This is a genomic window from Duncaniella muricolitica (assembly GCF_910574735.1).
Taxonomy (GTDB): domain Bacteria; phylum Bacteroidota; class Bacteroidia; order Bacteroidales; family Muribaculaceae; genus Duncaniella; species Duncaniella muricolitica.
Genome location: NZ_CAJTCF010000068.1, coordinates 1 through 24,309, shown reverse-complemented (window position 1 = coordinate 24,309; position 24,309 = coordinate 1). Strand labels below are relative to the sequence as shown.

The following is a 24,309-nucleotide window of genomic DNA, read 5'->3' as shown; positions in this document are numbered from 1 at the left end:
GTCTCAGGATATGAGATCAGACACAGCATGGGCCTGATACGTGGCAAGAGTGATCCGTTGGATGCAGCGCGTATACGGGAGTACGGCGAACGATATGCCGACAAGCTGAACGACACACACTTTCCCTCCGAGACAATCTACGAGCTCAGGGAGCTTTATGCGACCAGGCGTTTGCTTGTACGGCAACGCAAACAGCTCCAGACGATGCTCAAGGGCGATGACTGCCGTCCCGAGAAGAGTGATACCGCACAGAAAATAAAACGGGAGATGATGGAGCAACTCAACATCCAGATCTCGTCTCTTGAACAGAAGATGGCCCAGTTGATTGACGACGATGACAACTTGTCTAAGACCTCCGTTATAGCCCAGAGCATACCGGGGATCGGTCCGGTCACTGCGACAGAACTGATAATAAAGACCGATAACTTCAAGAGGGTCAGCACAGCAAAGAAATGTGCCACGCTCGCAGGTATCTCACCTTTCCCGAACGCCACAGGCAAATCTGATAAAGGGAATCATGTGTCTCACATGGGCGATAAACAATTAAAGTCCCTGCTGTTTATGTGTGCGCGCTCGGCAGTAGTGCATTTTGAGAAGATGCGTGTCTACAAGATGAAGAAACATGAGATCGAACACAAACACATATATGTGGTCCTCAACAATGTGGCTAACCGTCTGTTGAAAATCCTCTATACACTCGTGAAAAAGGGAGAACTATATGACCCGGCCTACCTGCCAAGAGACCCGAGATTAAAAATTGAGTATTAACATATTTTTACACTAATTTCTATCTAAAATCCTTGCGCAGGTCAGAGTAAACGGTTACTATCAAATCTGCGTCCTGTCGGACGCCTTCGGTCGCACTATTTAATCCTCTGACATATGCACCGAAATTTTCGTCTCGGGCCACTATTTTGGCATGTTGTGTAAGTCTGCAACGTATTCTTAATCTATGATGCAACGGGAATTTCAGCTTGTCCCATTTGAATAACGTCAGTATCTCGCTGCTATATTATGTCTTTATCATTGGAGTAATTTATGCTGATTTTTATGTCTGCCGGATTTATATCCCGAGGGATTATATAGGCGACAGTCCATGGCTCAACGACTGTGGCTATTGTTTGGGAGATATTAATGGTCAGATTATTGTCATGGAGTTTATGGTCGATGGATTCAATGCCGTATGGTGAATGTCCATTGATGATTAGGACACGATAATAATGAAAATTAACCGGTTTCAATTGTGGATAATCCTCCGCGAATACAGTCTTTAATTCCCGATCATTATTAATGAGTAAAATCTCCCCGTTATGGTCTGACAGATGTATACCCTTAGGAATGTCATACTCAACGGGGGAATTAAAGTCCGATATCGGATCATTGTTCAAGCATGCGCATAAACATGGCAGGAGGAGTAGAATTATCAAATGCTTCATATTTGAGATAGTGTTATATCTTTATGATATTGAAATGTGGTGAATACTGCATGGAGATTGAATAAAAAACGTGGTTACGTCAGAATTTTAATCGCAGACCGAGAGGAATATATAACTCGATGTTTTTCTCAAAAAGAAGATTGGTGGCAGGATCACTTGTGAGTCGGTATTTTATAGACGGTTCGAGATATATACCTAAGGTAGAATTGAACATATATTCAAATCCGACTCCGCCTGTCATAAACACTTGTGGTCTGATACTGTAATCAATTGGTGAAGATGTCCAACTATTGTCTTCGTATACAGTCCTGTCGGAAGCTGACACACTTATCGGAATGTCAACAGTCATGCCTGCAGTGGTGTAGAATGAAAGTTGCTGTAAATTTACAAAGTAGTAGTTCAATTGTATAGGTAGAGATACGAATTGTCCTTGCAGGGTAGTTTTTTCGGTCTGATATGGATTTTGTCTTAGTATATCGGAAGAGCGATAGACATAGCTTATGCCGGAAGTAATTCCAATGTGTCTGGAGATATTACAGGAGATGTTTAAAGAAAGATAATACGGGTTATTGTGGTGTATGATTGCGTCCGGGGCTATCCCTGTGGTTATATTTTGCTGATTGTCATGTGAATTTACAGTATTTCCGGTTATAGGATTGCTTCCGAATGAGATAGAGATACTATATGTTGGTTTTGACTTGGGCCGAACCTGAGCATGGGGATAGGAAGATAAAACGTCTTGTCGCAAGGCGGCCCGCTTAACTTCGGATGTATTCGCCTGTTGAGAAGGGTATATGATTACCGAATCAGATGTGTGAATATCGTGACTGTCAGCATAACATGAGTCTGTTTTATTCGGATTTGCAGGCGGGAGATTTTTTTGTAAAGGAGATGAGGTCTGAGAAGCCTGGAGATTGACATTCAGATCGTGAGGATTATCGGGAATAAAGGCTATGGTCTGTCTTTTCTTGCTTGGGATATAGAGGACAGTAATTGTTATGGGGATCAGCGCGAAACCGATAATCAGCATGTTGCGCTTGGTTATTAATCTGCGCAATAATGCCTTAGCCCGATGAAGCTGTGAAGAAGAAGAGTTTGGTGAAATGCCAAGCAGTTTTCCGATCTCTATATGTGACTTGTGTTCTAAGACAGCAAGTCTGAAAACGTTCTTATAGCCAATCGGGAGACTATCAATAATTTTGTTCAGCTCCTCATAAGAAATCTCATGTTCAACATATGGTTGAGTTGAATAATCTGAGATATTGTTTATGATTGAGTCATCAAGAGCGATGTGGAAGTCTGACTGACTGGTATGAGCTAATGCAAGATTTTTCATGATTGTTTTCATCCATTGTTCAAGCTTTTCGGGCTTTTTCAGCGACTTTAGGTGCGAGAAAATGATTATGAAACCATCATGTAAAATATCTTCGGCCACTGATGTGTCAGAAACATAACGAAGGATAAATTTTATCAGTATTGGGGTATAGGTGATATAAAGCGTCTCCATGGCTTTACGGTCACCTTTAATACACTGCTCGACAATGTCAGTCATTTACCATACAATTTTACAATATGATATAAATGTAGATAAAATACTGCATCATCGATTGTTAATTAATGCTAATCGCGGTGTCGGGGGGTGAGAATTTTTTGGTGGCTGTGCGACATTATCGCACCTTTTTGGGGCAGGGCGATGTGTAACTTTGTGGCATTAAAATTGTACAGTCATGAAAAAATGCCCCTTTAATGTGTCGTCAAGGTCGTATGACAAGTTTGTAAAGCGTATAGAGAGCGTGATAGCCGATGAGGATGCACGCAGGCGTATGATAGCAGCCATGCAGTTGTATCTGGCGGGATATACCGACAGGTGTATAGAGCAGCTTGATGAAGCGGAGCGCATGGCCTTTGAGATGCTGCGTTTTGAGCTCGACGAGGCTATGCGCCGTTCGGTCAGAGCGCGTGAGAATGCGCGACGCCGCAAGGCTGCCGCGGAGGGTGGTGAGGTGTGTCAGGCTTCGTCGACACTGGCGGCCGACGGTGTGCCTGACCCCTCTACGCGCCGCCGTCAGTATGCCGAAGCGATGGCCGAGTCGCTCGAGGCATATGCGCGTGCGGCCGGACGGGAGCTTCCGGCCGGGGCTGTCGAGGCTTTTGAGAAGGAGATTGACGCACCGGTGACGGTCAGGAAGTCGCGACGCCAGCGTCGGGCCGAGGCTCGTCGTGCCGGGGCGGCCAAGGCCAAGGCCCGATGGCGAGCGATAGGCTGACGGTTTATGTTTTGAAAAAAATGAGTAACTTTGTGAGAGTCTAATATCACAAAACACACCATGAACTATTTGAATATCTCCAAGACATTGCTGCCCTCTCTCCATCGCCGATTGACGTTGCCCGTGGCTCTGCTGCTTGCCGGCATCCCTCTTAGCGGCTTGGCCGAGAGACTTCCGGCCTTTCCGGGGGCCGAGGGATTCGGCCGCTATGCCGTAGGCGGCCGCGGCGGCGCGGTGTATCATGTCACCACTCTCGAGGACGGTGAGCAGCCCGGCACTCTGCGTCATGCCGTGATGCAGGAGGGGCCGCGCACAGTGGTGTTTGACGTCGCGGGTACGATATTTCTCAAAGAGCCGCTACGCATCACCAACGGTAATCTTACTCTGGCCGGACAGACCGCTCCCGGCGAGGGCATATGTATAGCCGGACGGCAGGTGTCGCTGCGCGGCGACAATACGATAGTGCGCTATCTGCGCTTCCGTGTGGGCAACGAGGGGCCCGGCGAGCCTGACGGTCTGGGTGCCAACGAGGCCTCTGACGTCATTATCGACCATTGCTCCATCAGTTGGTCGGTCGACGAGACGTGTGCCGTGTATGGCGGACGCAACACCACCGTGCAGTGGTGCATCTCGTCGGAGAGTCTGCGCAACGGCGGCCATCACAAGGGTGCCCACGGCTACGGGGCCATATGGGGCGGCGACCATGCTTCGTTTCACCACAATCTGCTGGCCCATCACGAGAGCCGCGCGCCGCGACTCGGCCCTCACCCCGTGACGCAGGAGCGCGAGCATGTGGACATGCGCAACAATGTGATATACAACTGGGCCGGCTCGGGATGCTACGGGGCTGAGGGCATGGACTGCAATCTGGTCAACAATTACTATAAGCCCGGCCCTGCCACTCCGCGTCATCTCGCGGTGGGCCACCGCATACTTTCGATAGGCGTGCGCACCACTACCTATACTCATCATGATACTCCCAAACCGAATGTGTGGGACAGGATGTGGCACCGCTGGGGCCGGTTTTATATCGACGGCAATGTCATGGAGGGGGATCCCGACGTGACGGCCGACAACTGGACCCGCGGGGTGTTGCAACAGGCTTCCGAGGGTGATTATGACGGCTTGTATACGGCCGAACTTTTCCCTCGGCTGCGCCTTTCGGAGCCGCTTGACGCTGGTGTCGTGACAACCCATACGCCCGAGGAGGCTTACGAGCTGGTGCTGGCCGGGGCGGGATGCTCGCTGCGCCGCGATGCCATCGACCGCCGCATAGTGGCCGAGACGCGTGAGGGCACAGCCTCGCGACGCGGTTCGGTGGCGGAGGATGCCGAGCGCAAGCCGGGTCTGATCGATGTGCCGGCCGACGCGCAGGAGCCCGGCTGGAGCAGCCCGTGGCCCGAACTGACAGACGGAGGCGTGACCCCCGAGCAGTTGCGCGACACCGATGGCGACGGCATTCCCGACCTGTGGGAAATCGAGCATTGGCTCAATCCCCTCGACCCGGCCGACGGCCCGGCCGTGACTCTCAGCCCCGAGGGATACACCAATCTTGAGGTGTATCTCAACTCAATATGCCTGAAAGACAATCATAACGAGAAATAATGATAAATCCACCTTATAATGCCGCTGCCGACCGATATGACAGCGGGATGCTCTATGAGCGATGCGGGCGCAGCGGCGTTTTGCTGCCGCGCGTGTCGCTGGGCCTATGGCATAATTTCGGCGATGTGAATCCGCTGTCCGTGAGCCGCGACATGCTGCATTATGCCTTTGACCATGGCGTGACGAGTTTTGACCTTGCCAACAATTACGGCCCCTCCTACGGCTCGGCCGAGGAGACCTTCGGCCGCGTGATGGAAGGCTCTTTCCGTCCCTATCGCGACGAGATGTTTATCGCCACCAAGGCCGGCTATGACATGTGGCCCGGACCGTATGGCAACTGGGGCTCGCGCAAATATCTCTTCGCATCGCTCCATCAGAGTCTCCGACGCATGAATCTCGAGTATGTCGACGTGTTTTACTCACATCGCTATGACCCGGTGACTCCGCTCGAGGAGACCCTGCAGGCCCTTGTCGACGTGGTGCGTCAGGGCAAGGCTCTGTATGCGGGCATCTCGCGGTGGCCGCTCGAGGCGGCGGAGTTTGCCTACGGCTATCTGGCGCAACGTGATGTGCCGTGTCTGCTCTATCAGGGGCGTTACAATATGCTCGACCGCGAGGTGGAGCGTAGCGGAGTGCTCAGTCAGGCGGCCGGGTCGGGCGTGGGATTTGTGGCATTCTCGCCTCTGGAGCAGGGTGTGCTGACCGACCGTTATCTCAACGGCATTCCGGCCGGCTCGCGTGCGGCACGCGGAGCGCATCTGACGGCCGACAGGATTACTCCCGGGCTTGTGGCCCGACTGCGCCGTCTCAATGACATAGCCCGCGGCCGCGGACAGTCGCTGGCCGGGATGTCGCTGTCCTGGGTGCTGAAAGACAGTAAAGTCACTTCGGTGATAGTGGGCAGCAGTTCGGTCGGGCAGCTCGCCGATTCGCTCAAATGTGTGGACAATACGTCTTTTACCGCCACCGAACTTGCAGCGATAGACGAGGTGTTATTACGACAGTAAATTCGGAGTCCTGCCTTAGTCCGTCACAGCACCTTTGATACTGAAGAAGCCCCGCGGCCTAATGTGGCCGTGGGGCTTAACTCTTTAACCTTTAATAAACTCTCAACTTTCAACTAAGAAGAGATTCATCTCTTCTTGGGGGCGTATTTGACGGGATAGTCGCAACGGGTGCGGCCGGAGATGATGTTGTTGAGCTTGCTCTTGATGAGCTGGCGGCGTATCATAGAGATGTGGTCGATATAGAGACGTCCCTCCAGGTGGTCACACTCGTGCTGAACTATGCGGGCCAGAAAACCGGAAATCTCCTCTTCGTGGGGCTGGAAATTTTCATCGACCCATGTGAGGCGTATGTGCTCGACACGGGGCACATTTTCCGACAGGCCGGGCAGGCTCAGACATCCCTCCGAGCGGGTGACGGTCTCGCCCTCGAGTATCTCGATCTCGGGGTTGATGAGCACAAACTTACGTCCCTCGCATTCGGGGAAAGAATCCTTGACCGGGTCGGCGTCAATCACGACTATACGCTCGGCAAGACCCACCTGCGGGCCGGCAAGACCTACGCCTTCGCTGGCATACATGGTGGCAAACATGTTGTCGACAAGTTCCTTGAGTCCTTCGCGCGAAGGCTCTACGTCGGCACACTCGCGGCGTAACACCGGGTGGCCGTAAAGATATACTGGTAAACGCATTTTATTCAATTAGTAATTAGCAATTAGTAATTAGCAATGGGGCTGGAGCTAATTGGCTATCACTTAAATATGATTGATTATTTAAAATATGGTCAGAGCCGGACGAATCAGTAATTGCTAATTACCGATTGAGCCAAGATAAGAGTTGAGGATAATCACCGCGGCCATACGGTCGATGGCACCTTTGTCCTGACGGTCGGATTTCTTGTAGCCGGCGTCGAGCATGGCGCGGTGGGCGAGGGTGGAGGTGAAGCGTTCGTCCCACATGGTGAAACGCATGTCGGGAAACGCTTTGCGCAGGCGTCCGAGGGCCGGAGTGATGTAGCGCATGGAGTCGGAAGGCTCGCCGCGCATGGTGGTCGGCAGTCCCACCACAATCTCGTCGACCGTCTCGCGGCTCATATAGTCCTTGAGATAATCCTGGAGTTTGGGGGTGTCGACCGTAGCCAGGGCTGTGGCCACGATGCGCAAAGGGTCGGTCACCGCGAGCCCGCAGCGACGCTTACCGTAATCTATGGCCAGAATCCTTCCCATAATTTCCGACTGCAAAGTTACTACAAAAAAGTGAAATGCGGAAAGATATAGTGATAGAATTGAGTTACAGGGGTTTCAGTCGTGCATCCGATTATTCGTGAAGCCATCGCAATCACCGCTGAAGCCAAATCAGGACGCCGCTACGTTACTTGTCCGTAACCATGCCTGAAAGGGCGGCAAACGGACACGGACAGCGAAACAAGACGTTAAGGATTAGTGAGTTATTGACAACCCACGCAACAAATCCGGTTACGGAAAAAGATTGCGCCGTTCCTCCGTGTTTTGCGTACCGACAACAGGCTCTTCACAAACTAATTTTGAATCCAAAAAATTAAGGACGATGAAGAGTACATTTTCAGTAATCTACTACCTCAAGCGTCAGGTAGTGAAAAAGGACGGGACAGTGCCCGTCATGGGACGCATAACGGTGGACGGCAGCCAGACGCAGTTCAGTTGCAAACTGACCGTCGATCCCAAGCTGTGGGACACCAAAGGGGGACGTGTCACGGGCAGAAGCACGGCGGCACTCGAAACGAACCGCATGCTCGATAAGATGCGTGTGCGCATCAACAAACATTATCAGGAAATCATGGAGCGTGACAACTTCGTCACAGCGGAAAAGGTCAAGAACGCCTTTCTCGGACTGGAACACCGCTACCACACGCTGATGCAGGTGTTCCGGCAGCACAACGAGGACTACGGGAAACAGGTGGAGGCCGGTATGAAAGCCAAAGGCACGCTCTTGAAGTACAAGACCGTTTACAAGCACCTGCAAGAGTTCCTCACCATCCGCTACCGCGTGAAGGACATCGCCCTGAAAGAGCTTACGCCCGCTTTCATTTCCGATTTTGAAATGTTCCTGCGCACTGACAAACACTGCTGCACCAACACCGTGTGGCTGTATGTCTGCCCGCTCCGGACGATGGTGTTCATCGCCATCAACAACGAGTGGCTCACGCGCGACCCGTTCAGGGAGTATGAAATCAAGAAGGAAGAAACGACCCGCAGCTTCCTGACGAAAGAGGAAATCCGGCTGCTGATGGAGGGCAAACTGAAGAACGCCAAGCAGGAGCTATACCGTGATTTATACCTGTTCTGCGCCTTCACGGGCCTGTCGTTCGCCGACATGCGCAACCTGACGGAAGAGAATATCCGCACCTATTTCGACGAACACGAGTGGATAAACATCAACCGCCAGAAAACAGGTGTCGTTTCCAATATCCGGCTGCTTGACATAGCCAAGCGCATCATCGACAAATACCGGGGTCTGTGCGGGGACGGGAGGATATTCCCCGTGCCACACTACATGACCTGCCTGTACGGAATCCGTGCCGTCGCCAAGCGTTGCGGCATCACCAAGCATATCACGTGGCATCAGAGCCGCCACACGGCAGCCACGACGGTGTTCCTATCCAACGGCGTGCCCATTGAAACGGTAAGTTCCATGTTGGGGCACAAGAGCATAAAGACAACGCAGATATACGCGAAAATAACCAAAGAGAAGCTCAACCAAGACATGGAGAACCTTGCCGCGAGATTGAACACGATTGAGGAATTTGCAGGTTGCACCATCTAAAAAAGAAAAGCCATGAAACGTGACATAATCATCATAGAGGACAAGGCGGTCTGCGTAACCGGTAACGAGGTATGGATGACCGCCGGAGAAATCGCCGGGCTGTTCCACACGGGCGTCCCGGCAGTGAACGCCGCCATCAGGGCCGTTCTAAAGACGGACGTGCTGAACGACTACGAGGTGTGCCGCTACATACAACTTGAAAACGGGCTGTACGCGGATGTTTACTCGCTTGAAATCATCATTCCCGTCGCCTTCCGGCTGAACACTTACTGCACACACGTGTTCCGCACGTGGCTGGTGGGCAAGGCACTCTCGAAGGAGAAGCGGCAGGCATACGTGATGTTCATACAGAACGGAAAAGCCGGATACTGCTGAACACGCATACGTGCCAACAAAAAGGAAACGGACAGCCCAATTTGAGTTGTCCGTTTCCTTTTTTTCGTTTTCAGGCTTCTTTTATTCCAGCGGCTTGCGGTAATTCGCTTCCAACAGTTCCCGCAGCCCCGATTCGGGGTAAAGCACCTTCCCGCCTAAAAGGATAAAGGGCAGCACCCTGTTGTTTCGGTACTCCTGCAAGGTGCGGCGGCTGACACGGAGCAGTTCCGCCACCTCCCTGTCCGTCAGGTAACGCTCCCCGTCCAGCGGCGGGCGGTAACTTTCCAGAAAGGCGGAGAGCCATTTGGAGCCTTTGCGCATATTCTGCACCACGGTGGCAAGCGGCTCGTCCTCCATCGTAAACACTTCATTGTTCTCGTTCATCATAACTTCGGATTCAGTGGGTTGTGAATAATAAAAATCAAATCATCTTGCGCCGGGATAGAGCGTGCCGATAAGCGGAATGAGCCTTTTAACCTCCTCCGGCTTGTAATAGAACCTGCGGTTAATCTGCGAGTAGCCGATAAGCCGCCTGTCGCGCAACGTCTGCAACGTGCGCGGGCTGATCCTCAACTGCCCGCAGACCTCCTCGCCCGTGAGCCACCTTTCCAGCCGCCCTCCGTCGCTCCTGCGTCTCAAGGCGGCAACCTTCTCCGAGAGGGCGTTGAAGGACGCCACCATCATCTCGAAGGTCTTTTTCTCGATAGATACTATTTCCATAAGCAAAACATTTCAGAGTTTGCCGCAAAGGTAACGCCAGCCCCGTGAACACATATCGTTTCCCGCTAAAAGGCAGCTTGTTGCGCCGCCTGTCCGGGTTACGGAGCCATTTCCCATAAAAATCTTACGTGAGACACGTAGTGAGCTGTTAAAGCCCCTTTGGTTTATTGCCGAATTTTGCCACAGAAACCAAAAGAAAGAACTGAATATGAAAGTAATAACGATGGAAAGTTCCGCCTTCACCGCATTGACGGAACAGATAGCCGAAATAGCGGCACACGTGCGTGCCGTTTCGGGAGAAAGCAAGGGAGAATCCCCCGACAGGCTGCTCACCACCCGCGAGGCGGCGCACCTGCTGAACGTGAGTTGCCGCACCCTCCAGCGTATGCGCAGCGAGCATCGCATCGGCTATGTAGTGCTGCGCGGCAAGTGCCGCTACCGCCAGTCTGAAATCGACCGCCTGCTTGCGGACTGCACCGTCATGGAAGACGCGGCGACACCGACGGAAATGAAACGCAACCACACGCTGCGCACGGGCGGCGGCAAACCCAAAGGAAGGAGGACGTGACGTATGGAACTGCTTACCCGAAACAATTTCGAGAGCTGGATGCGGAAACTGACGGAACGGCTCGACCGTCAGGACGAACTGCTGCTCTCCTTGCAGCCGTCCGGCAAAGCCCCGGACCCGATGGACCGTATCAGGATGTTCGACAACCAGGACCTCTGCATGCTGCTCCAGATCAGCAAGCGCACCCTGCAACGCTACCGCAGTATCGGCGCGTTGCCGTACAAGACGCTCGGCAAAAAGACCTATTACAGCGAGGAGGACGTGCTGACGTTCCTTTCCGGACACGTAAAGGACTTCAAAAAAGAAGATATAGCCTTCTACAAGGCTCGTATCCATAATTTCTTTCAAAAATAACCATTAAAACATTTTTCAAATGGCAAAGAAAACAACTGAAAAGGACGTGCTGATAGTCCGCGACGAGAAGACGGGCGAGATCAGCGTGGTAGCCGGGCTGAACGCCGACGGCACACCAAAGCGCACCCCCGCGAAAGCGGAGAACGCGCGGAGTTTCCTGCAATTCGACCGCCACGGCGACGTGCTGGACAACTTCTTCAAGAACTTCTTCCGGCAGTGCAAGGAACCCAGCCGCTTCGGTTTCTACCGGATTGCGGCCGACCAAGCCGACAAGCTGCTGGAGGTGATGAAGGAACTGCTCAAAGACCCCGACGCCAACAAGGAGATGCTCGCCTCCCACAAAGTGGACACCTCGGATTACGAACGGAAGGTGCAGGAGGAACAGGCGGCTGAAAAGCCGGAACAGAAACAGGAAGAACCTAAAAAACAGGAAGAGATGGAACAGAAAAATGAACAGAATCAGGAAAGCCCGCAGCAGACGCAGGGCAACCGGGGCTACCAGCCCATCGACGAGAGCAAGATCAACTGGCAGGAGCTGGAAGAGAAATGGGGTGTAAGACGCGACGACCTTGAGAAGTCGGGCGACCTGACCAAGATGCTCAACTACGGCAAGTCCGATTTGGTGAGAGTGTCGCCCAAGTTCGGCGGCGAGGCTTTCGAGCTGGACGCCCGCCTCTCCTTCAAGAAGGAAAGCGACGGCAATATCAGCCTCGTGCCGCACTTCATCCGCAAGGAGCAGAAGCTCGACGAGTACAAGGAACACAAGTTTTCCGATGAAGACCGTAAGAACCTGCGCGAAACGGGCAACCTCGGCAGGGTCGTGGACCTCGTGGACAGGGAAACGGGCGAGATCATCCCCTCGTTCATCAGCATAGACCGCAAGACGAACGAGATTACCGACATCCCGGCAAACAAGGTGCGCATACCGGAGCGCATCGGAAAGACGGAAATCACCAAGCAGGAACAGGACATGCTCCGCGCCGGGCTGCCAGTGCGCGACAAACTTATCGAGCGCAAGGACGGCAGGAAGTTCGTCACCACCCTTCAGGTGAACGTAGAGCAGCGCGGCGTGGAGTTCGTGCCGGGGACCGGCAGGTCGCCCCGTGCCGCACAGGCACAGGAAGCCAAGAACAATCCCATACAGGGACAGGCACAGGACGCGGAGAACGCCGCAGCCATACAGAACGGGCAACGCCGCAACTCGTGGACGAACGCCGACGGCAGCATCCGCCCCATCAGCAAATGGAGCGGCGTTGAGTTCACCGAGCAGCAGAAAGCCGACTACGTGGCGGGCAAAGCCGTGAAACTGGAGAACGTGACCGACAAGCAGGGCTTCCACGCCACGATGTACATCAGGTTCAACCCGGAGAAGGGACGCCCGTACCGCTACGACACCGACCCCGACAACGCGCAGAAGGTCGCACCCTCCAACGAGAGCCGCACGCAGGTGGCGGTGAACAGCGAGGGCAAGACCAACGAGGCGACCAAGAATCTGAAAGAGCCGTTGCAGAAAGGACAGACCGCCCCGAAGGACACCGCGCAGCAACAGCAGCAGAAAAGAAACAATAAGGGCATGAAGATGTAATCCGGTGTCCGCCACTAAATCCGAAGTAACATTTGTAAAATTCAAAACGACAGAAAAATATGAAGACAATCATTGCAGAAAAGCCATCCGTGGCACGTGAGATCGCCCGCATCGTGGGCGCGACAAAGAGAGAGGAAGGATATTTCGAGGGAGGCGGCTACGCCGTGACATGGGCGTTCGGACACCTCGTCCAGCTTGCCATGCCCGACGGCTACGGCATACGCGGCTTCGTCCGCGACAACCTGCCCGTCATCCCCGACACCTTCACGCTCGTCCCCCGTCAGGTAAAGACGGACAAGGGCTACAAGCCCGACAGCGGCGTGGTGTCGCAGATCAAGACCGTCACCCGGCTATTCAAGGAAAGCGAACAGATCATCGTGGCGACCGATGCCGGACGCGAAGGGGAGCTTATCTTCCGCTACCTCTACCATTACACCGGATGCACCACGCCTTTCGTGCGCCTCTGGATAAGCTCGCTCACCGACAAGGCTATCCGCGAGGGACTGCGCAACCTCGAAGCGGGCGACAAATACGACAACCTCTACCTTGCCGCCAAAGCGCGGAGCGAATCCGACTGGCTCGTGGGCATCAACGGCACGCAGGCACTCTCCATCGCCGCCGGACACGGCACATATTCCGTCGGGCGGGTGCAGACACCCACGCTGGCGATGGTGTGCGCACGCTATTGGGAGAACCGCCGCTTCACGCCCGAACCCTTCTGGCAGCTCCATATCGCAACAGACGGTTGCGACGAAGGAGTGGTGAAGTTCTCCTCTTCCGAGAAATGGAAAGAGAAAGAACCTGCCACAACGCTATATAATAAGGTAAAGGAAGCAGGCACAGCCACCGTCACGAAAGCCGAGCGCAAGGAGAAGACGGAGGAAACACCACTTCTCTACGACCTGACCACGCTCCAGAAGGAAGCGAACGCCAAGCACGGCTTCACCGCCGAACAGACGCTTGAAATCGCGCAGAAGCTCTATGAAAAGAAACTTGTCACCTATCCGAGAACCGGAAGCCGCTACATCCCCGAAGACGTGTTCGCCGAAATCCCCAAGCTGCTCGCCTTCATCGGCAGCCTGCCCGAATGGAAAGAGAAAGTCAATCCGAAGGCAGTGCCGACACGCCGCAGCGTGGACGGCGGCAAGGTGACGGACCACCATGCCCTGCTCGTCACGGGCGAGAAGCCGCTGTTCCTCTCCAAAGAAGACAATACCGTCTATCAGATGATTGCCGGGCGCATGATCGAGGCTTTCTCCGAAAAATGCGTCAAGGACACCGCCACCGTCACGGCGGAATGTGCCGGAGTGGAGTTCGTGGCAAAAGGCTGCATCATCAGGCAAGCCGGGTGGCGTGCCGTCTATGGCGTGGAAGACAAGGAGGAAACCGCTATCCCCGGCTGGCGGGAAGGCGACACGCTGCCGCTGAAAGGCTGCTCCATCACGGAGGGCAAGACCAAGCCCAAGCCGCTGCATACCGAAGCCACCCTGCTGTCCGCTATGGAAACAGCAGGCAAGGAGATAGAGGACGACGCGCTGCGTCAGGCTTTGAAGGACTGCGGCATCGGCACGCCCGCCACCCGCGCCGCCATCATCGAAACGCTCTTCAAGCGCGGCTACATGGAACGCTGCAAGAAGTCGCTTGTGCCGACTGAAAAAGGGCTTGCCCTCCATTCGGTCGTGAAGACGATGCGCATCGCCGACATCGCCATGACGGGCGAATGGGAGAAGAATCTGGCACGCATCGAGTGTGGCGAGCTGCCCGCCGACACTTTCCGCAAGGAGATAGAGGCTTACACACGCGAAATCACCTCCGAACTGCTCTCGTGCGACAAGCTGTTCTCCCGCAGGGATTCCGGCTGCAAGTGCCCCAAGTGCGGAACCGGCATGATGCAGTTCTACGGCAAGGTTGTCCGCTGCGACAACGCGGAGTGCGGGCTGCCCGTGTTCCGGCTGAAAGCGAACCGCACCCTTTCCGACGACGAGATCAAAGACCTGCTCACCGACGGGCACACGAAGCTGCTCAAAGGCTTCAAGAGCAAGCAGGGCAAGGGTTTCGATGCCATAGTCGCCTTTGACGGGGACTACAACACGACTTTCGTGTTCCCCGAAAGGAAAAATAAGGCAACCTCTACGAGAAGAAGAAAATAATGAGTAACTTTGCCACTGGTTCAGAGTAATGAATTGTTCTTCGATACCGGATTACACTCATACTTTGGATTTAGTGGTGGCACTCGGAGGGATACCGAGTGCCTTTTCTTTCTCCTTTTCAGACGATTATCCATGTCATTATCAATCCACTAAATTCCAAAGTAATGAACAACAAGAAGAAAAACGAGGGTCAGACCGATTTTTCCTACTACGGTCTGTACCTGCTGGACTATCTCAGAACGAACAAATTTGAACAGGCGACCGACGAAGCCTTCATCCGTGAACGCGCCGACCGTGCCGCCGGAATGTATGAACGGGCAATGCTCGAAGGCTATCCTGCTGCTGGTGCGCAGGAACTGGCGATGCGCACGCTGACGGAGGGGCTTCGCTACTCCAAGTACGCCATCCTGCGCGAAGTCGTAGAAAACGAGTTTGCCGGTGAAGTGCCGGAATCAGAGCGCGAATCCTTCCTGCAAAGGCTGCTGCCGCTTGTCGGAAACGTATTCTCCGTCTATGACCTTTCGGACGACAATTTCGCCCTGTCGCCCGATTACGACCTGCTCTATACGGAGCTGACGGGGGCTGTCGTCCTTTATATCGACGAGTATGGCGTTTAACCGCAAACAACGGCTGCGGGACAATATCGAGGCGATACGGACGGCATTCATCCTTGACAGGGAACGGAGAACGGCAACCCCCGAAGAACGTGCGGTACTTCAAAAGTATTGCGGTTTCGGCGGGCTGAAATGTATCCTGAACCCGGCAAGGGAACTGACGGACGCCGTCCACTGGGCGAAATCCGACCTCGAACTGTTTGCCCCTACTGCGGAACTGCACAGGCTGGTACGCGGGAACAGCAAGGACGATACGCAGTACAAGCGGTATGTGGACTCGCTGAAAGCGTCCGTGCTGACAGCCTTCTACACCCCGAAAGAGATAACCGACACCATAGCCGATGTGCTGGCGGATTACAGCGTCCGCCCAGCCCGCGTGCTGGAACCGTCGGCGGGTGTCGGCGTGTTCGTGGACGCTGTGCTGCGGCACAGTCCCGATGCGGATGTGATGGCGTTTGAGAAAGACCTCCTCACGGGTACTATCCTGCGGCAGCTCCACCCCGACAAAAAGATGCGCATAGACGGTTTTGAGAAAATCGAAAAGCCGTTCAACAACTATTTCGACTTGGTGGTGTCCAACATCCCGTTCGGTGACATAGCCGTGTTCGACGCCGGGTTTCAAAGGAGCGAATCTTTCGGCAGGCGTTCGGCGCAAAAAGCCATCCACAACTATTTTTTCCTGAAAGGGCTGGACACAGTGCGCGACGGCGGCATCGTGGCGTTCATCACCTCGCAGGGGGTATTGAACAGCTCCAAGACCTCCGTGCGCGACGAGCTGTTCCGTCAGGCGAATCTGGTATCGGCGATACGCCTGCCCAACAACCTGTTTTCGGACAATGCGGGGACAGAGGTGGGCAGCGACCTTATCGTACTGCAAAAGAACCTGCGCAAGACGGAACTGTCGCAGGACGAACGGCTGATGACCGTGATACAGACGGACACGAAGACAAACCTGACGGACAACGCCTATTTCATCAGCCATCCCGAACGTATCGTGCATACGACCGCAAAACTCGACACCGACCCTTACGGCAAGCCCGCTATGGTCTATACGCACGAGGGCAAGACAGCAGGCATCGCGGAGGACCTGCGCCGTATGCTTGACGAGGACTGCCACATGAGGCTTGCCATGCGCCTGTATTCGGGCGCAATCGGGCAAGCGGGGGAGCGAAAAGCGGTTGCCGTTGAAACCAAGCCGGAACAGCCAGCCATGAAGCCGGAAGCGACAATTACGGCACGGACGGAAGAAGCCCGAACCGAAAAACCGCAACCGATAGAGGAAAAGCCGGAGATAGAGCCCCGCAAACCGAATTATCAGGCGGGCGTGCAGCTCTCCCTGCTTGACCTTTGGGGAATGCCCATAGAAGAACCTGTCAAAAAGAAAAAGACAGCGAAGAAAGGAAACACGACAAAACGAACTGTACCTAATCCCAAGCCGCAGGTTACGGCTGTACCTCCTGTTGAAACCGCCAAAGCTATAAACGGGAACAAGGAAACAAAGCCGGAGAATACCGTTAAACAAAGCGACCCTGACGATATTTATGCCACACTGGACTGGGAAACCAATCCTCCCATCAACGGCTTTTACGAGATGATGATGGGTTTGACACCGGAACGGCGAAAGGAGCTTCGAAGGCTGGCTGCGGAACATCAGGAGAAACAACGGGTGGGCGGCACGGATGTAAAAGCCGCTCCTGCCATACCGGAAAAAGAAGCGAGGAAACAGCCCGAAGCACAGCAGGAAGTCACCCCCGATCACGTTACGGACAATAATGCAAGTGTGAAACCGGCGACTTCCCTTTTCCCGGAATTTGAAACGGAAAAGCCGAAGGAGGAACCTCTCGACCTTTCTCCCCGTCCGTTTAATGGTATGCTGGAGCCGCACCATCGTGACGGCTCGATGGTGTTGGACGCTTCACGCAATCTCGGCTACCTGAAAGACATCACGCCTTACGGCGCGACATTCCAGCCGCTTGACCTGACCGGCTATCAGAAGGAGAAAGCGATGTTGTATGTGTCACTCCGTGATTCATACGAACGACTTTACCGCTATGAGGCTGAGTATCACGATGAAGGGTCTGCGCAACGCCAAGCGTTGAACACATGCTATGACGAGTTCGTCATGCGCTACGGCAATCTCAACGCCAAGCAGAACGTGAAACTGGTGATGATGGATGCCGGAGGGCGCGACATCCTTTCGCTGGAACGTGCGGAGGACGGCAGGTTCGTCAAGGCGGACATTTTCGAGCGTCCCGTTTCCTTCTCTGTGGAGAGCCATGCCAACGTAAGCTCTCCCGAAGAGGCACTCTCCGCATCGCTCAACAAGTTCGGCACGGTCAATCTCGGCTATATGCGGGAGATAACCGACAGCACGGAGGAGGGACTGCTTGACGCCCTCAAAGGGCGCGTCTTCTACAACCCGCTCGTAACCGGTTACGAGATAAAGGACAGGTTCATCGCGGGGAACGTGATAGAGAAGGCGGAACGCATTGAGGCATGGATGGGCGGCAATCCCGAAAGTGAACGGCTGCCGGAGGTGAAGGAGGCGTTGGAGGCTTTGAAGGAAGCGGAGCCGCCGCGCATCGCCTTCGAGGACCTCGACTTCAACTTCGGGGAACGCTGGATTCCGACGGGCGTGTATGCCGCCTACATGAGCCATCTTTTCGACACGGACGTGAAAATCGCCTACTCCGCAAGCATGGATGAGTTTTCGGTGGCGTGCGGCTACCGCACCATGAAAATCACGGACGAGTTTTTAGTGAAGGGCTATTACCGGAACTATGACGGCATGCACCTGTTGAAACACGCCCTGCACAATACCTGCCCCGACATGATGAAGTCCATCGGCAAGGATGAGCATGGCAATGACATCAAGGTGCGCGACAGCGAGGGCATACAGCTCGCCAACGCCAAGATCGACGAGATCCGCAACGGGTTCTCGGAATGGCTGGAAGAGCAGTCGCCGCAGTTCAAGGAGAGGCTTACGACGATGTATAACCGCAAGTTCAACTGTTTCGTGCGCCCGAAGTATGACGGCTCGCACCAGACCTTTCCCGATCTCAATCTGAAAGGATTGGCAAGCCGGGGTATTCAAAGTGTTTACCCGTCGCAGAAGGATTGCGTCTGGATGCTCAAACAGAATGGCGGTGGCATTTGTGACCACGAGGTGGGAACCGGTAAAACGCTGATAATGTGCATTGCAGCGCATGAAATGAAGCGTCTGAATCTGGCGCACAAGCCTATGATTATCGGGCTGAAAGCCAATGTCGCGGAGATTGCCGCCACCTATCAGGCGGCATATCCGAACGCGAGGATTCTCTATGCCTCCGAGAAGGATTTCTCGACCGCCAACCGCGTGCGTTTCTTCAACAACATCAAGAACAACGACTACGATTGCGTCATCATGTCGCACGACCAGTTCGGCAAGATTCCGCAGTCGCCGGAGTTGCAGCAGCGCATCCTGCAAGCGGAGCTTGACACGGTGGAGGAAAACCTCGAAGTCCTGCGGCAGCAGGGCAAGAACGTGTCGCGGGCGATGCTGAAAGGGCTGGAAAAGCGCAAGCACAACCTTGTGGCGAAACTGGAGAAGGTGGAACACGCCATCCAATTGCGCACGGATGACGTGGTGGACTTCAAGCAGATGGGCATCGACCATATCTTCATTGACGAATCGCACCAATTTAAGAACTTGACATTCAACACCCGTCACGATCGCGTGGCAGGCTTGGGAAACTCGGAAGGAAGCCAGAAAGCCCTGAATATGCTCTTTGCCATACGCACCATACAGGAGCGTACTGGCAAGGACTTGGGGGCGACATTCCTCTCCGGTACGACCATTTCCAACAGTCTGACGGAATTGTACCTGCTCTTCAAGTACCTGCGCCCGAAGGAGCTGGAACGGCAGGATATCCGGTGCTTTGACGCATGGGCGGCGATTTTCGCCAAGAAGACGACCGACTTCGAGTTCAACGTGACGAACAATGTGGTGCAAAAAGAGCGTTTCCGCTATTTTATCAAAGTACCGGAACTTGCCGCCTTCTACAACGAGATAACCGACTATCGCACGGCGGAGGACGTGGGCGTGGACCGTCCGCACAAGAACGAGATACTTCACAATATACCGCCTACACCTGACCAAGAATATTTCATCAAACAACTGATGGAATTTGCGAAGACGGGCGACGCGACGTTGCTGGGCCGAATGCCGCTGTCTGAAACGGAGGAGAAGGCTAAGATGCTTATCGCCACCGACTACGCCCGCAAGATGGCTCTCGATATGCGCATGATAGACCCGAACTACGAAGACCATCCCGACAACAAGGCGAGCCACTGCGCCAAGATGATAGCGGAGTATTACCATAAATACGACGCGCACAAGGGAACGCAGTTCGTCTTCTCGGATCTGGGCACGTACCAGCCGGGCGACGGGTGGAACGTGTACAGCGAGATAAAGCGGAAGCTGACGGAGGACTACGGCATACCGGCAAGCGAGGTGCGCTTCATTCAGGAGTGCAAGACCGACAAGGCGCGCAAGGCGGTGATAGACGCCATGAACGCCGGGACTGTGCGCGTGCTGTTCGGCTCCACGAGCATGCTCGGAACGGGTGTGAACGCGCAGAAAAGGTGTGTTGCAATCCATCACCTCGATACACCGTGGCGACCGTCCGACCTGCAACAGCGTGACGGACGGGGAGTTAGAGCCGGAAATGAGATTGCCAAGCATTTTGCCGGGAACAACGTGGATGTCATCATCTACGCCGTGGAGAAGTCGCTGGACAGCTACAAGTTCAACCTGCTGCACTGCAAGCAGACGTTCATTTCGCAGCTCAAAAGCGGGGCGATGGGCGCGCGTACCATCGACGAGGGGGCTATGGACGAGAAATCGGGCATGAATTTCTCGGAGTACATGGCGTTGCTATCCGGCAATACCGACCTTTTGGACAAGGCGAAATTAGAGAAACGCATTGCATCGCTCGAAGGGGAACGCAAGTCGTTCAACAAGGGCAAACGCGATTCGGAGTTCAAGCTGGAATCCAAAACAGGAGAACTGCGTAACAATACGGCGGTCATCGAAGCCATGACGGAAGACTGGAACCGTTTTCTTTCCGTTGTGCAGACAGATAAGGAAGGCAGCCGCCTTAATCTTGTCAAGCTGGACGGCGTGGATTCAATGGACGAGAAGGTTCTCGGAAAGCGTTTGCAGGAGATAGCCAAGAACGCCACGACGGGCGGGCTGTACAAGGCTGTCGGGGAGCTGTACGGATTCCCGATAAAGGTGGTCAGCGAAAGGATGCTCAAAGAGGGGCTGGAGTTTACCGACAACCGCTTTGTGGTGGAGGGAAACTACAAGTACACCTACAACAACGGGCATCTGGCGATGGCTGACCCGGTAGCCGCCGCACGCAATTTTCTGAACGCGCTGGAGAAGATACCCTCCACCATCGACCAGTACAAGGCAAAGAACGAGGTGCTGGAAAAGGAGATTCCGCAGTTGCAGGAGATAGCGGGCAAGGTGTGGAAAAAGGAGGACGAGCTGAAACAGTTGAAGTCCGAACTTGCCGCGCTTGACCGCAAGATACAGCTGGAACTTGCACCGCCCACGCCGGAAGCCGCCGGAAAGGAGAACGACGGGCAGGAGGTCAGACCGGATGCGGAAGGTGTACGGAACGTGCCGCCACAGCACACCGAGGAAGCTCCCCGGATTCGCAACCCAATGAATGAACGAAGTCCATCGGGCAATGAAATTGCCGACCGTGTCATCATCGGACGTCCGGGTTTTCAGTTAAAGAATGAAAACCGCCCGAAAGGGATAAAGATATGACCCATGCCATTACAGACCGGCCGCACTGTTATGCAGACGCGGTCGGTCTATCTATCTGAATATGGAAGATTCTTCAGCGTTTCTTACCTGTATCTCAAGATAATGTCCTATCTTTGGAAGATAAATATCAATCAATTTAATTTTATCATGATAACCAACCGTGAAGAAGTGCTTGAAAACGCCCTGCGCGTTTTCGCCAAGATGAATTATGAGAAGGCAAGTCAGGTAGAAATCGGAAAAGCCTGCGGGCTGACGAAAGCCGGGCTGGTGTATTATTATCCGATAAAACTGGACCTTTTCGTGGCGGTTATAGATAAATATGTGTTCGGGATGCAGTCGGTGGCAAACAAGTTCCGGTTCAAGGCTGCCACCCTGTCGGAATTTATCGAACAATATATAAAAGGTGTGGAACAGACCATGCGGAAACTCATATCGCTTCTTGATGACGGCAACAATCCGGCAGGATGCAGCTTCAATTTCTATTATTATCATCTTATGATGCAGGTACGGCTTTATTATCCGGATGTGGAGGAAAAGATAGCAGGCTTGTTCCGGCAGGACTACGAGTTTTGGAGAGCCGCCATACAGTCGGCAAAGGACACCGGGGAGATACGGCAGGATGTGGACATCGAGGACACAGCCATGATGTTCCGGCAGGTGTTTTTCGGTCTGTCCTTTGAGCAGTCTTTTTTGAGGGGGCTTGACATACAACGGCTTGCAAGGGAACTGCGCTTCGTCTATTCGCTGTTAAAAGCCTGAAATGTTAAAATTCGAGCGGTTTTGTGTTTTCAGCCGCTTTTTTTATGTGTTAAAAACAAACCAATCGGTTTGTTTTTCGGATTATTTCGCTAATTTTGGGGTCATGGAATCTATAGCCGGGAAATTATGGATAAGATACTAAAACAACGTGGCAGCATCGTCCTGCATAAAGACAGGTACAACGGTGAGGAGTGCATCCGGGTGGACTACGCGGACAGCCAAGCCATAACCCTGCTACTGGCACAGGACACCGACGTGGCTGCGGTCGTGGACGGCTCCGGCTACATTCCAGCCACCGTTTTCCGCCTTCCCGCCTTCTATGACCGCTATTCTCCGCACGCCTATATTGACTACAGCCGTGTATATGTACGCCATCCCAAGCCAAAACGGGAATATGTGCTGCCGAAAGGCTATCTTGAACTGCTGGAACAGAAGCGTTATAGCCCTTCGACCGTCAAGACCTACAAGGCTTATTTCAGCGACTTCATGGAATATCACAAGGGGCGTAACATCGACCGTCTGAAAGTGCCGGACATCAACAAGTACATACTCTATCTTGTGAACGAGAAGAAAATCTCGGTGTCGCAACAGAATATGCGCATCAACGCCATCAAGTTCTACTACGAGCAGGTAAAAGGCGGCAAACGGCAATACTACGGCGGCATCACCCGTGCCAAAGAGTACAAGAGCCTGCCCGAAGTGTTGAGCCGCAACGAGGTGCGGCGCATTCTTTCATGCCTTGCAAACCGCAAGCATCGCTGTATGATTTCGTTGATTTATTCCGCAGGATTGAGAAGGAGCGAGTTGCTTAACCTCACTCCGCAGGATATTATGAGCGAACGTATGCTGATTCGCATTATGGGCAAGGGCAAAAAATGCCGCTACTCGCTGCTGTCGGAGAAGGTATTGTGCGAACTTCGGGAATATTTCAAGGAATACCGTCCGAAGAAATGGCTATTCGAGGGCGATACCCCCGGAGAAAAGTATTCGGCAAGCGCACTGGTGAAAGTGTTGAAGGAAGCCGCCGATCGTGCGGGCATCAAGCACCGGGTACACGTACACATGCTGCGGCACTCTTTCGCCACCCATTTACTGGAGCAAGGTACGGACCTGAGAACCATTCAGGAGCTTTTGGGACACAACGACATCAAGACTACGAGCATCTATCTCCATGTCACGAGTGCCCACAAGTCGAGCATACCGAATCCGCTTGATTCATTGGACGATTCATGAATGTTGTCCCGTCATTATATAGTGAGAGTAAGAAAGAATAGATTACGGCAATGTTTGATATGATACATCAATAAATGAAAAAAGAGGTCAGATACATAACAAGAAAGTCAATCAGGAACATACAGATCTGTTGTATATGGATGTATGTATTTTTTTCGGGAGTTCGAGTGTACGCCTCGACTACCGCAGACTCCGTGTATTTCCACATAAAGGCAGACACAATACGGGAAATCTGTGCGGGACAAGTGGTGGAACTGACGTATGCTTTGGTCAATTCCCAGTTCGACACGGCTTCTTATCCGGTATTCAATGACAACATTGAAGTGGTGAGTGGTCCGAAACAACATAAATGTAGCAGTTACACACTTGTGAACGGAGTGGGAAGCAAGAGTGATGAAACCTGTTTCAGCTATCTTGTGCGGTTCAGGAAAAGCGGCGAGATTCAGCTCCCTGCCGCATCTGTAACGGTAGGGAACCGTACCTATACCACTCCTGAATGTCGTGTGCATGTAAATCCTGCCGGAGTGGACAGAAAAAGATTGAAATGCAGTTTGAATGTGGAGCAACTGGTCGGAGATTACGTGAGATACTGTGCCACCCTTACCTGCAATACTCGTCCCGATCAGAATCCTCCGTTGTTGTCAATTAACGGGGAAACAACCCGTCCAAGCAGCACATCCTATTCAGGTTCAGAAGGCAAGGAAGAATATGTTTACCGGTATTATTTTAACAGCGAAGGCTATAAAGTAGCTTGCGAGAAACTGACCTTTGGAGGGAAAGCATATAAACTCCGACCACGAAAGTGCAAAAAGAGGCATTAACAAAAGGTGCAGCTATTAGAGATTAGGAAACACACCTGCCGGGTGACGTTTACCACAATAAACAGCACCTACGGGTGATCTTATAAATACATTATTCGCAAAAACAAATGGAAGAAAAAAACTATATTGCAAACTTTGATTGCTCGCTTTGGCAAATTGATGATTGGGGACTATATACAACCAAATCCCCTATCT

At 53.3% G+C, this 24,309-nt stretch carries 19 protein-coding genes and 2 pseudogenes; 16 read left to right on the top strand and 5 right to left on the bottom strand.

Annotation, left to right across the window (positions count from 1 at the left end):
• The coding region (locus QGT73_RS13515) for a transposase (protein WP_280122767.1) at window positions 1-768 on the top strand (768 nt) is incomplete at its 5' end.
• A gap of 747 nt (window positions 769-1,515) precedes the next feature.
• Here QGT73_RS13515 and QGT73_RS13510 read toward each other — a convergent pair.
• Window positions 1,516-2,988 (bottom strand): sigma-70 family RNA polymerase sigma factor, encoded by a 1,473-nt coding sequence (locus QGT73_RS13510; RefSeq protein ID WP_280122766.1) that lies wholly within the window; start codon window positions 2,986-2,988, stop codon window positions 1,516-1,518.
• A 175-nt stretch (window positions 2,989-3,163) separates the two neighbouring features.
• Here QGT73_RS13510 and QGT73_RS13505 point away from each other — a divergent pair, with 175 nt between their 5' ends.
• Genes QGT73_RS13505 through QGT73_RS13495 form a run of 3 tightly spaced genes read left to right on the top strand, consistent with a single transcriptional unit; the run spans window position 3,164 to window position 6,315 of the window.
• Entirely contained in the window at window positions 3,164-3,703 is a 540-nt protein-coding gene (locus tag QGT73_RS13505) for a hypothetical protein (protein ID WP_280122765.1), read from the top strand.
• Window positions 3,704-3,763: 60 nt separating this feature from the next.
• Window positions 3,764-5,308, top strand: a complete 1,545-nt coding sequence (locus QGT73_RS13500) for a pectate lyase (RefSeq protein WP_425278404.1) — start codon at window positions 3,764-3,766, stop codon at window positions 5,306-5,308.
• Window positions 5,308-6,315: an aldo/keto reductase gene (locus QGT73_RS13495; protein WP_280122764.1), complete on the top strand. Its 1,008-nt coding sequence runs from the start codon at window positions 5,308-5,310 to the stop codon at window positions 6,313-6,315. The genes QGT73_RS13500 and QGT73_RS13495 overlap by 1 nt, the downstream gene beginning before the upstream one ends.
• Before the next feature lie 125 nt (window positions 6,316-6,440).
• On the opposite strand, the gene def is transcribed toward QGT73_RS13495, so the two are convergent.
• Both def and ruvX read right to left on the bottom strand, forming a co-directional pair.
• Window positions 6,441-7,004, bottom strand: coding sequence for a peptide deformylase (gene def / locus QGT73_RS13490; RefSeq protein ID WP_280122763.1), 564 nt, complete (start codon window positions 7,002-7,004; stop codon window positions 6,441-6,443).
• 117 nt (window positions 7,005-7,121) lie between these two features.
• Entirely contained in the window at window positions 7,122-7,538 is a 417-nt protein-coding gene (gene ruvX, locus QGT73_RS13485; RefSeq protein WP_280122762.1) for a Holliday junction resolvase RuvX, read from the bottom strand.
• 340 nt (window positions 7,539-7,878) lie between these two features.
• On the opposite strand from ruvX, the gene QGT73_RS13480 reads away from it, so the two are divergent.
• Window positions 7,879-9,114, top strand: coding sequence for a site-specific integrase (locus QGT73_RS13480; protein ID WP_172205239.1), 1,236 nt, complete (start codon window positions 7,879-7,881; stop codon window positions 9,112-9,114).
• A 12-nt stretch (window positions 9,115-9,126) separates the two neighbouring features.
• Window positions 9,127-9,489, top strand: a complete 363-nt coding sequence (locus QGT73_RS13475) for a RhuM protein (protein ID WP_068960798.1) — start codon at window positions 9,127-9,129, stop codon at window positions 9,487-9,489.
• An 81-nt stretch (window positions 9,490-9,570) separates the two neighbouring features.
• On the opposite strand, the gene QGT73_RS13470 is transcribed toward QGT73_RS13475, so the two are convergent.
• Complete coding sequence (locus tag QGT73_RS13470) at window positions 9,571-9,876, bottom strand: helix-turn-helix domain-containing protein (protein WP_068960797.1); 306 nt, start codon at window positions 9,874-9,876, stop codon at window positions 9,571-9,573.
• 39 nt (window positions 9,877-9,915) lie between these two features.
• On the bottom strand, window positions 9,916-10,209 hold the full coding sequence (locus QGT73_RS13465; RefSeq protein ID WP_068960796.1) for a helix-turn-helix domain-containing protein: 294 nt from the start codon (window positions 10,207-10,209) through the stop codon (window positions 9,916-9,918).
• A gap of 208 nt (window positions 10,210-10,417) precedes the next feature.
• Between QGT73_RS13465 and QGT73_RS13460 the strand changes: the two genes are divergently transcribed.
• The 10 genes and pseudogenes from QGT73_RS13460 to QGT73_RS13420 all read left to right on the top strand — a co-directional run bounded on the left by QGT73_RS13460 (window position 10,418) and on the right by QGT73_RS13420 (window position 24,114).
• Window positions 10,418-10,777, top strand: a complete 360-nt coding sequence (locus QGT73_RS13460; protein WP_172205236.1) for a helix-turn-helix domain-containing protein — start codon at window positions 10,418-10,420, stop codon at window positions 10,775-10,777.
• A 3-nt stretch (window positions 10,778-10,780) separates the two neighbouring features.
• Entirely contained in the window at window positions 10,781-11,131 is a 351-nt protein-coding gene (locus QGT73_RS13455; protein WP_172205233.1) for a helix-turn-helix domain-containing protein, read from the top strand.
• A 19-nt stretch (window positions 11,132-11,150) separates the two neighbouring features.
• The gene (locus QGT73_RS13450) at window positions 11,151-12,716 is read left to right on the top strand and encodes a DUF4099 domain-containing protein (protein WP_280122761.1); all 1,566 of its coding nucleotides are present in this window, start codon (window positions 11,151-11,153) and stop codon (window positions 12,714-12,716) included.
• A 59-nt stretch (window positions 12,717-12,775) separates the two neighbouring features.
• Window positions 12,776-14,866 carry a type IA DNA topoisomerase gene (locus QGT73_RS13445; protein ID WP_172205228.1) on the top strand — a complete coding sequence of 697 codons (2,091 nt, stop codon included), beginning with the start codon at window positions 12,776-12,778 and terminating at the stop codon, window positions 14,864-14,866.
• 164 nt (window positions 14,867-15,030) lie between these two features.
• Complete coding sequence (locus tag QGT73_RS13440; protein ID WP_172205226.1) at window positions 15,031-15,483, top strand: DUF1896 family protein; 453 nt, start codon at window positions 15,031-15,033, stop codon at window positions 15,481-15,483.
• Window positions 15,473-16,649 (top strand): annotated as a pseudogene (locus tag QGT73_RS17545) (N-6 DNA methylase); the annotation flags it as partial. The gene QGT73_RS13440 and the pseudogene QGT73_RS17545, both read left to right, overlap by 11 nt.
• 77 nt (window positions 16,650-16,726) lie before the next feature.
• A pseudogene (locus QGT73_RS13435) lies at window positions 16,727-21,301 on the top strand (helicase-related protein); the annotation flags it as partial.
• 147 nt (window positions 21,302-21,448) lie between these two features.
• The gene (locus QGT73_RS13430; protein WP_280122758.1) at window positions 21,449-22,060 is read left to right on the top strand and encodes a TetR/AcrR family transcriptional regulator; all 612 of its coding nucleotides are present in this window, start codon (window positions 21,449-21,451) and stop codon (window positions 22,058-22,060) included.
• A gap of 126 nt (window positions 22,061-22,186) precedes the next feature.
• Window positions 22,187-23,293 carry a tyrosine-type recombinase/integrase gene (locus tag QGT73_RS13425; RefSeq protein WP_160217526.1) on the top strand — a complete coding sequence of 369 codons (1,107 nt, stop codon included), beginning with the start codon at window positions 22,187-22,189 and terminating at the stop codon, window positions 23,291-23,293.
• A 74-nt stretch (window positions 23,294-23,367) separates the two neighbouring features.
• The gene (locus QGT73_RS13420) at window positions 23,368-24,114 is read left to right on the top strand and encodes a BatD family protein (RefSeq protein WP_280122757.1); all 747 of its coding nucleotides are present in this window, start codon (window positions 23,368-23,370) and stop codon (window positions 24,112-24,114) included.
• Window positions 24,115-24,309: the final 195 nt, after the last annotated feature.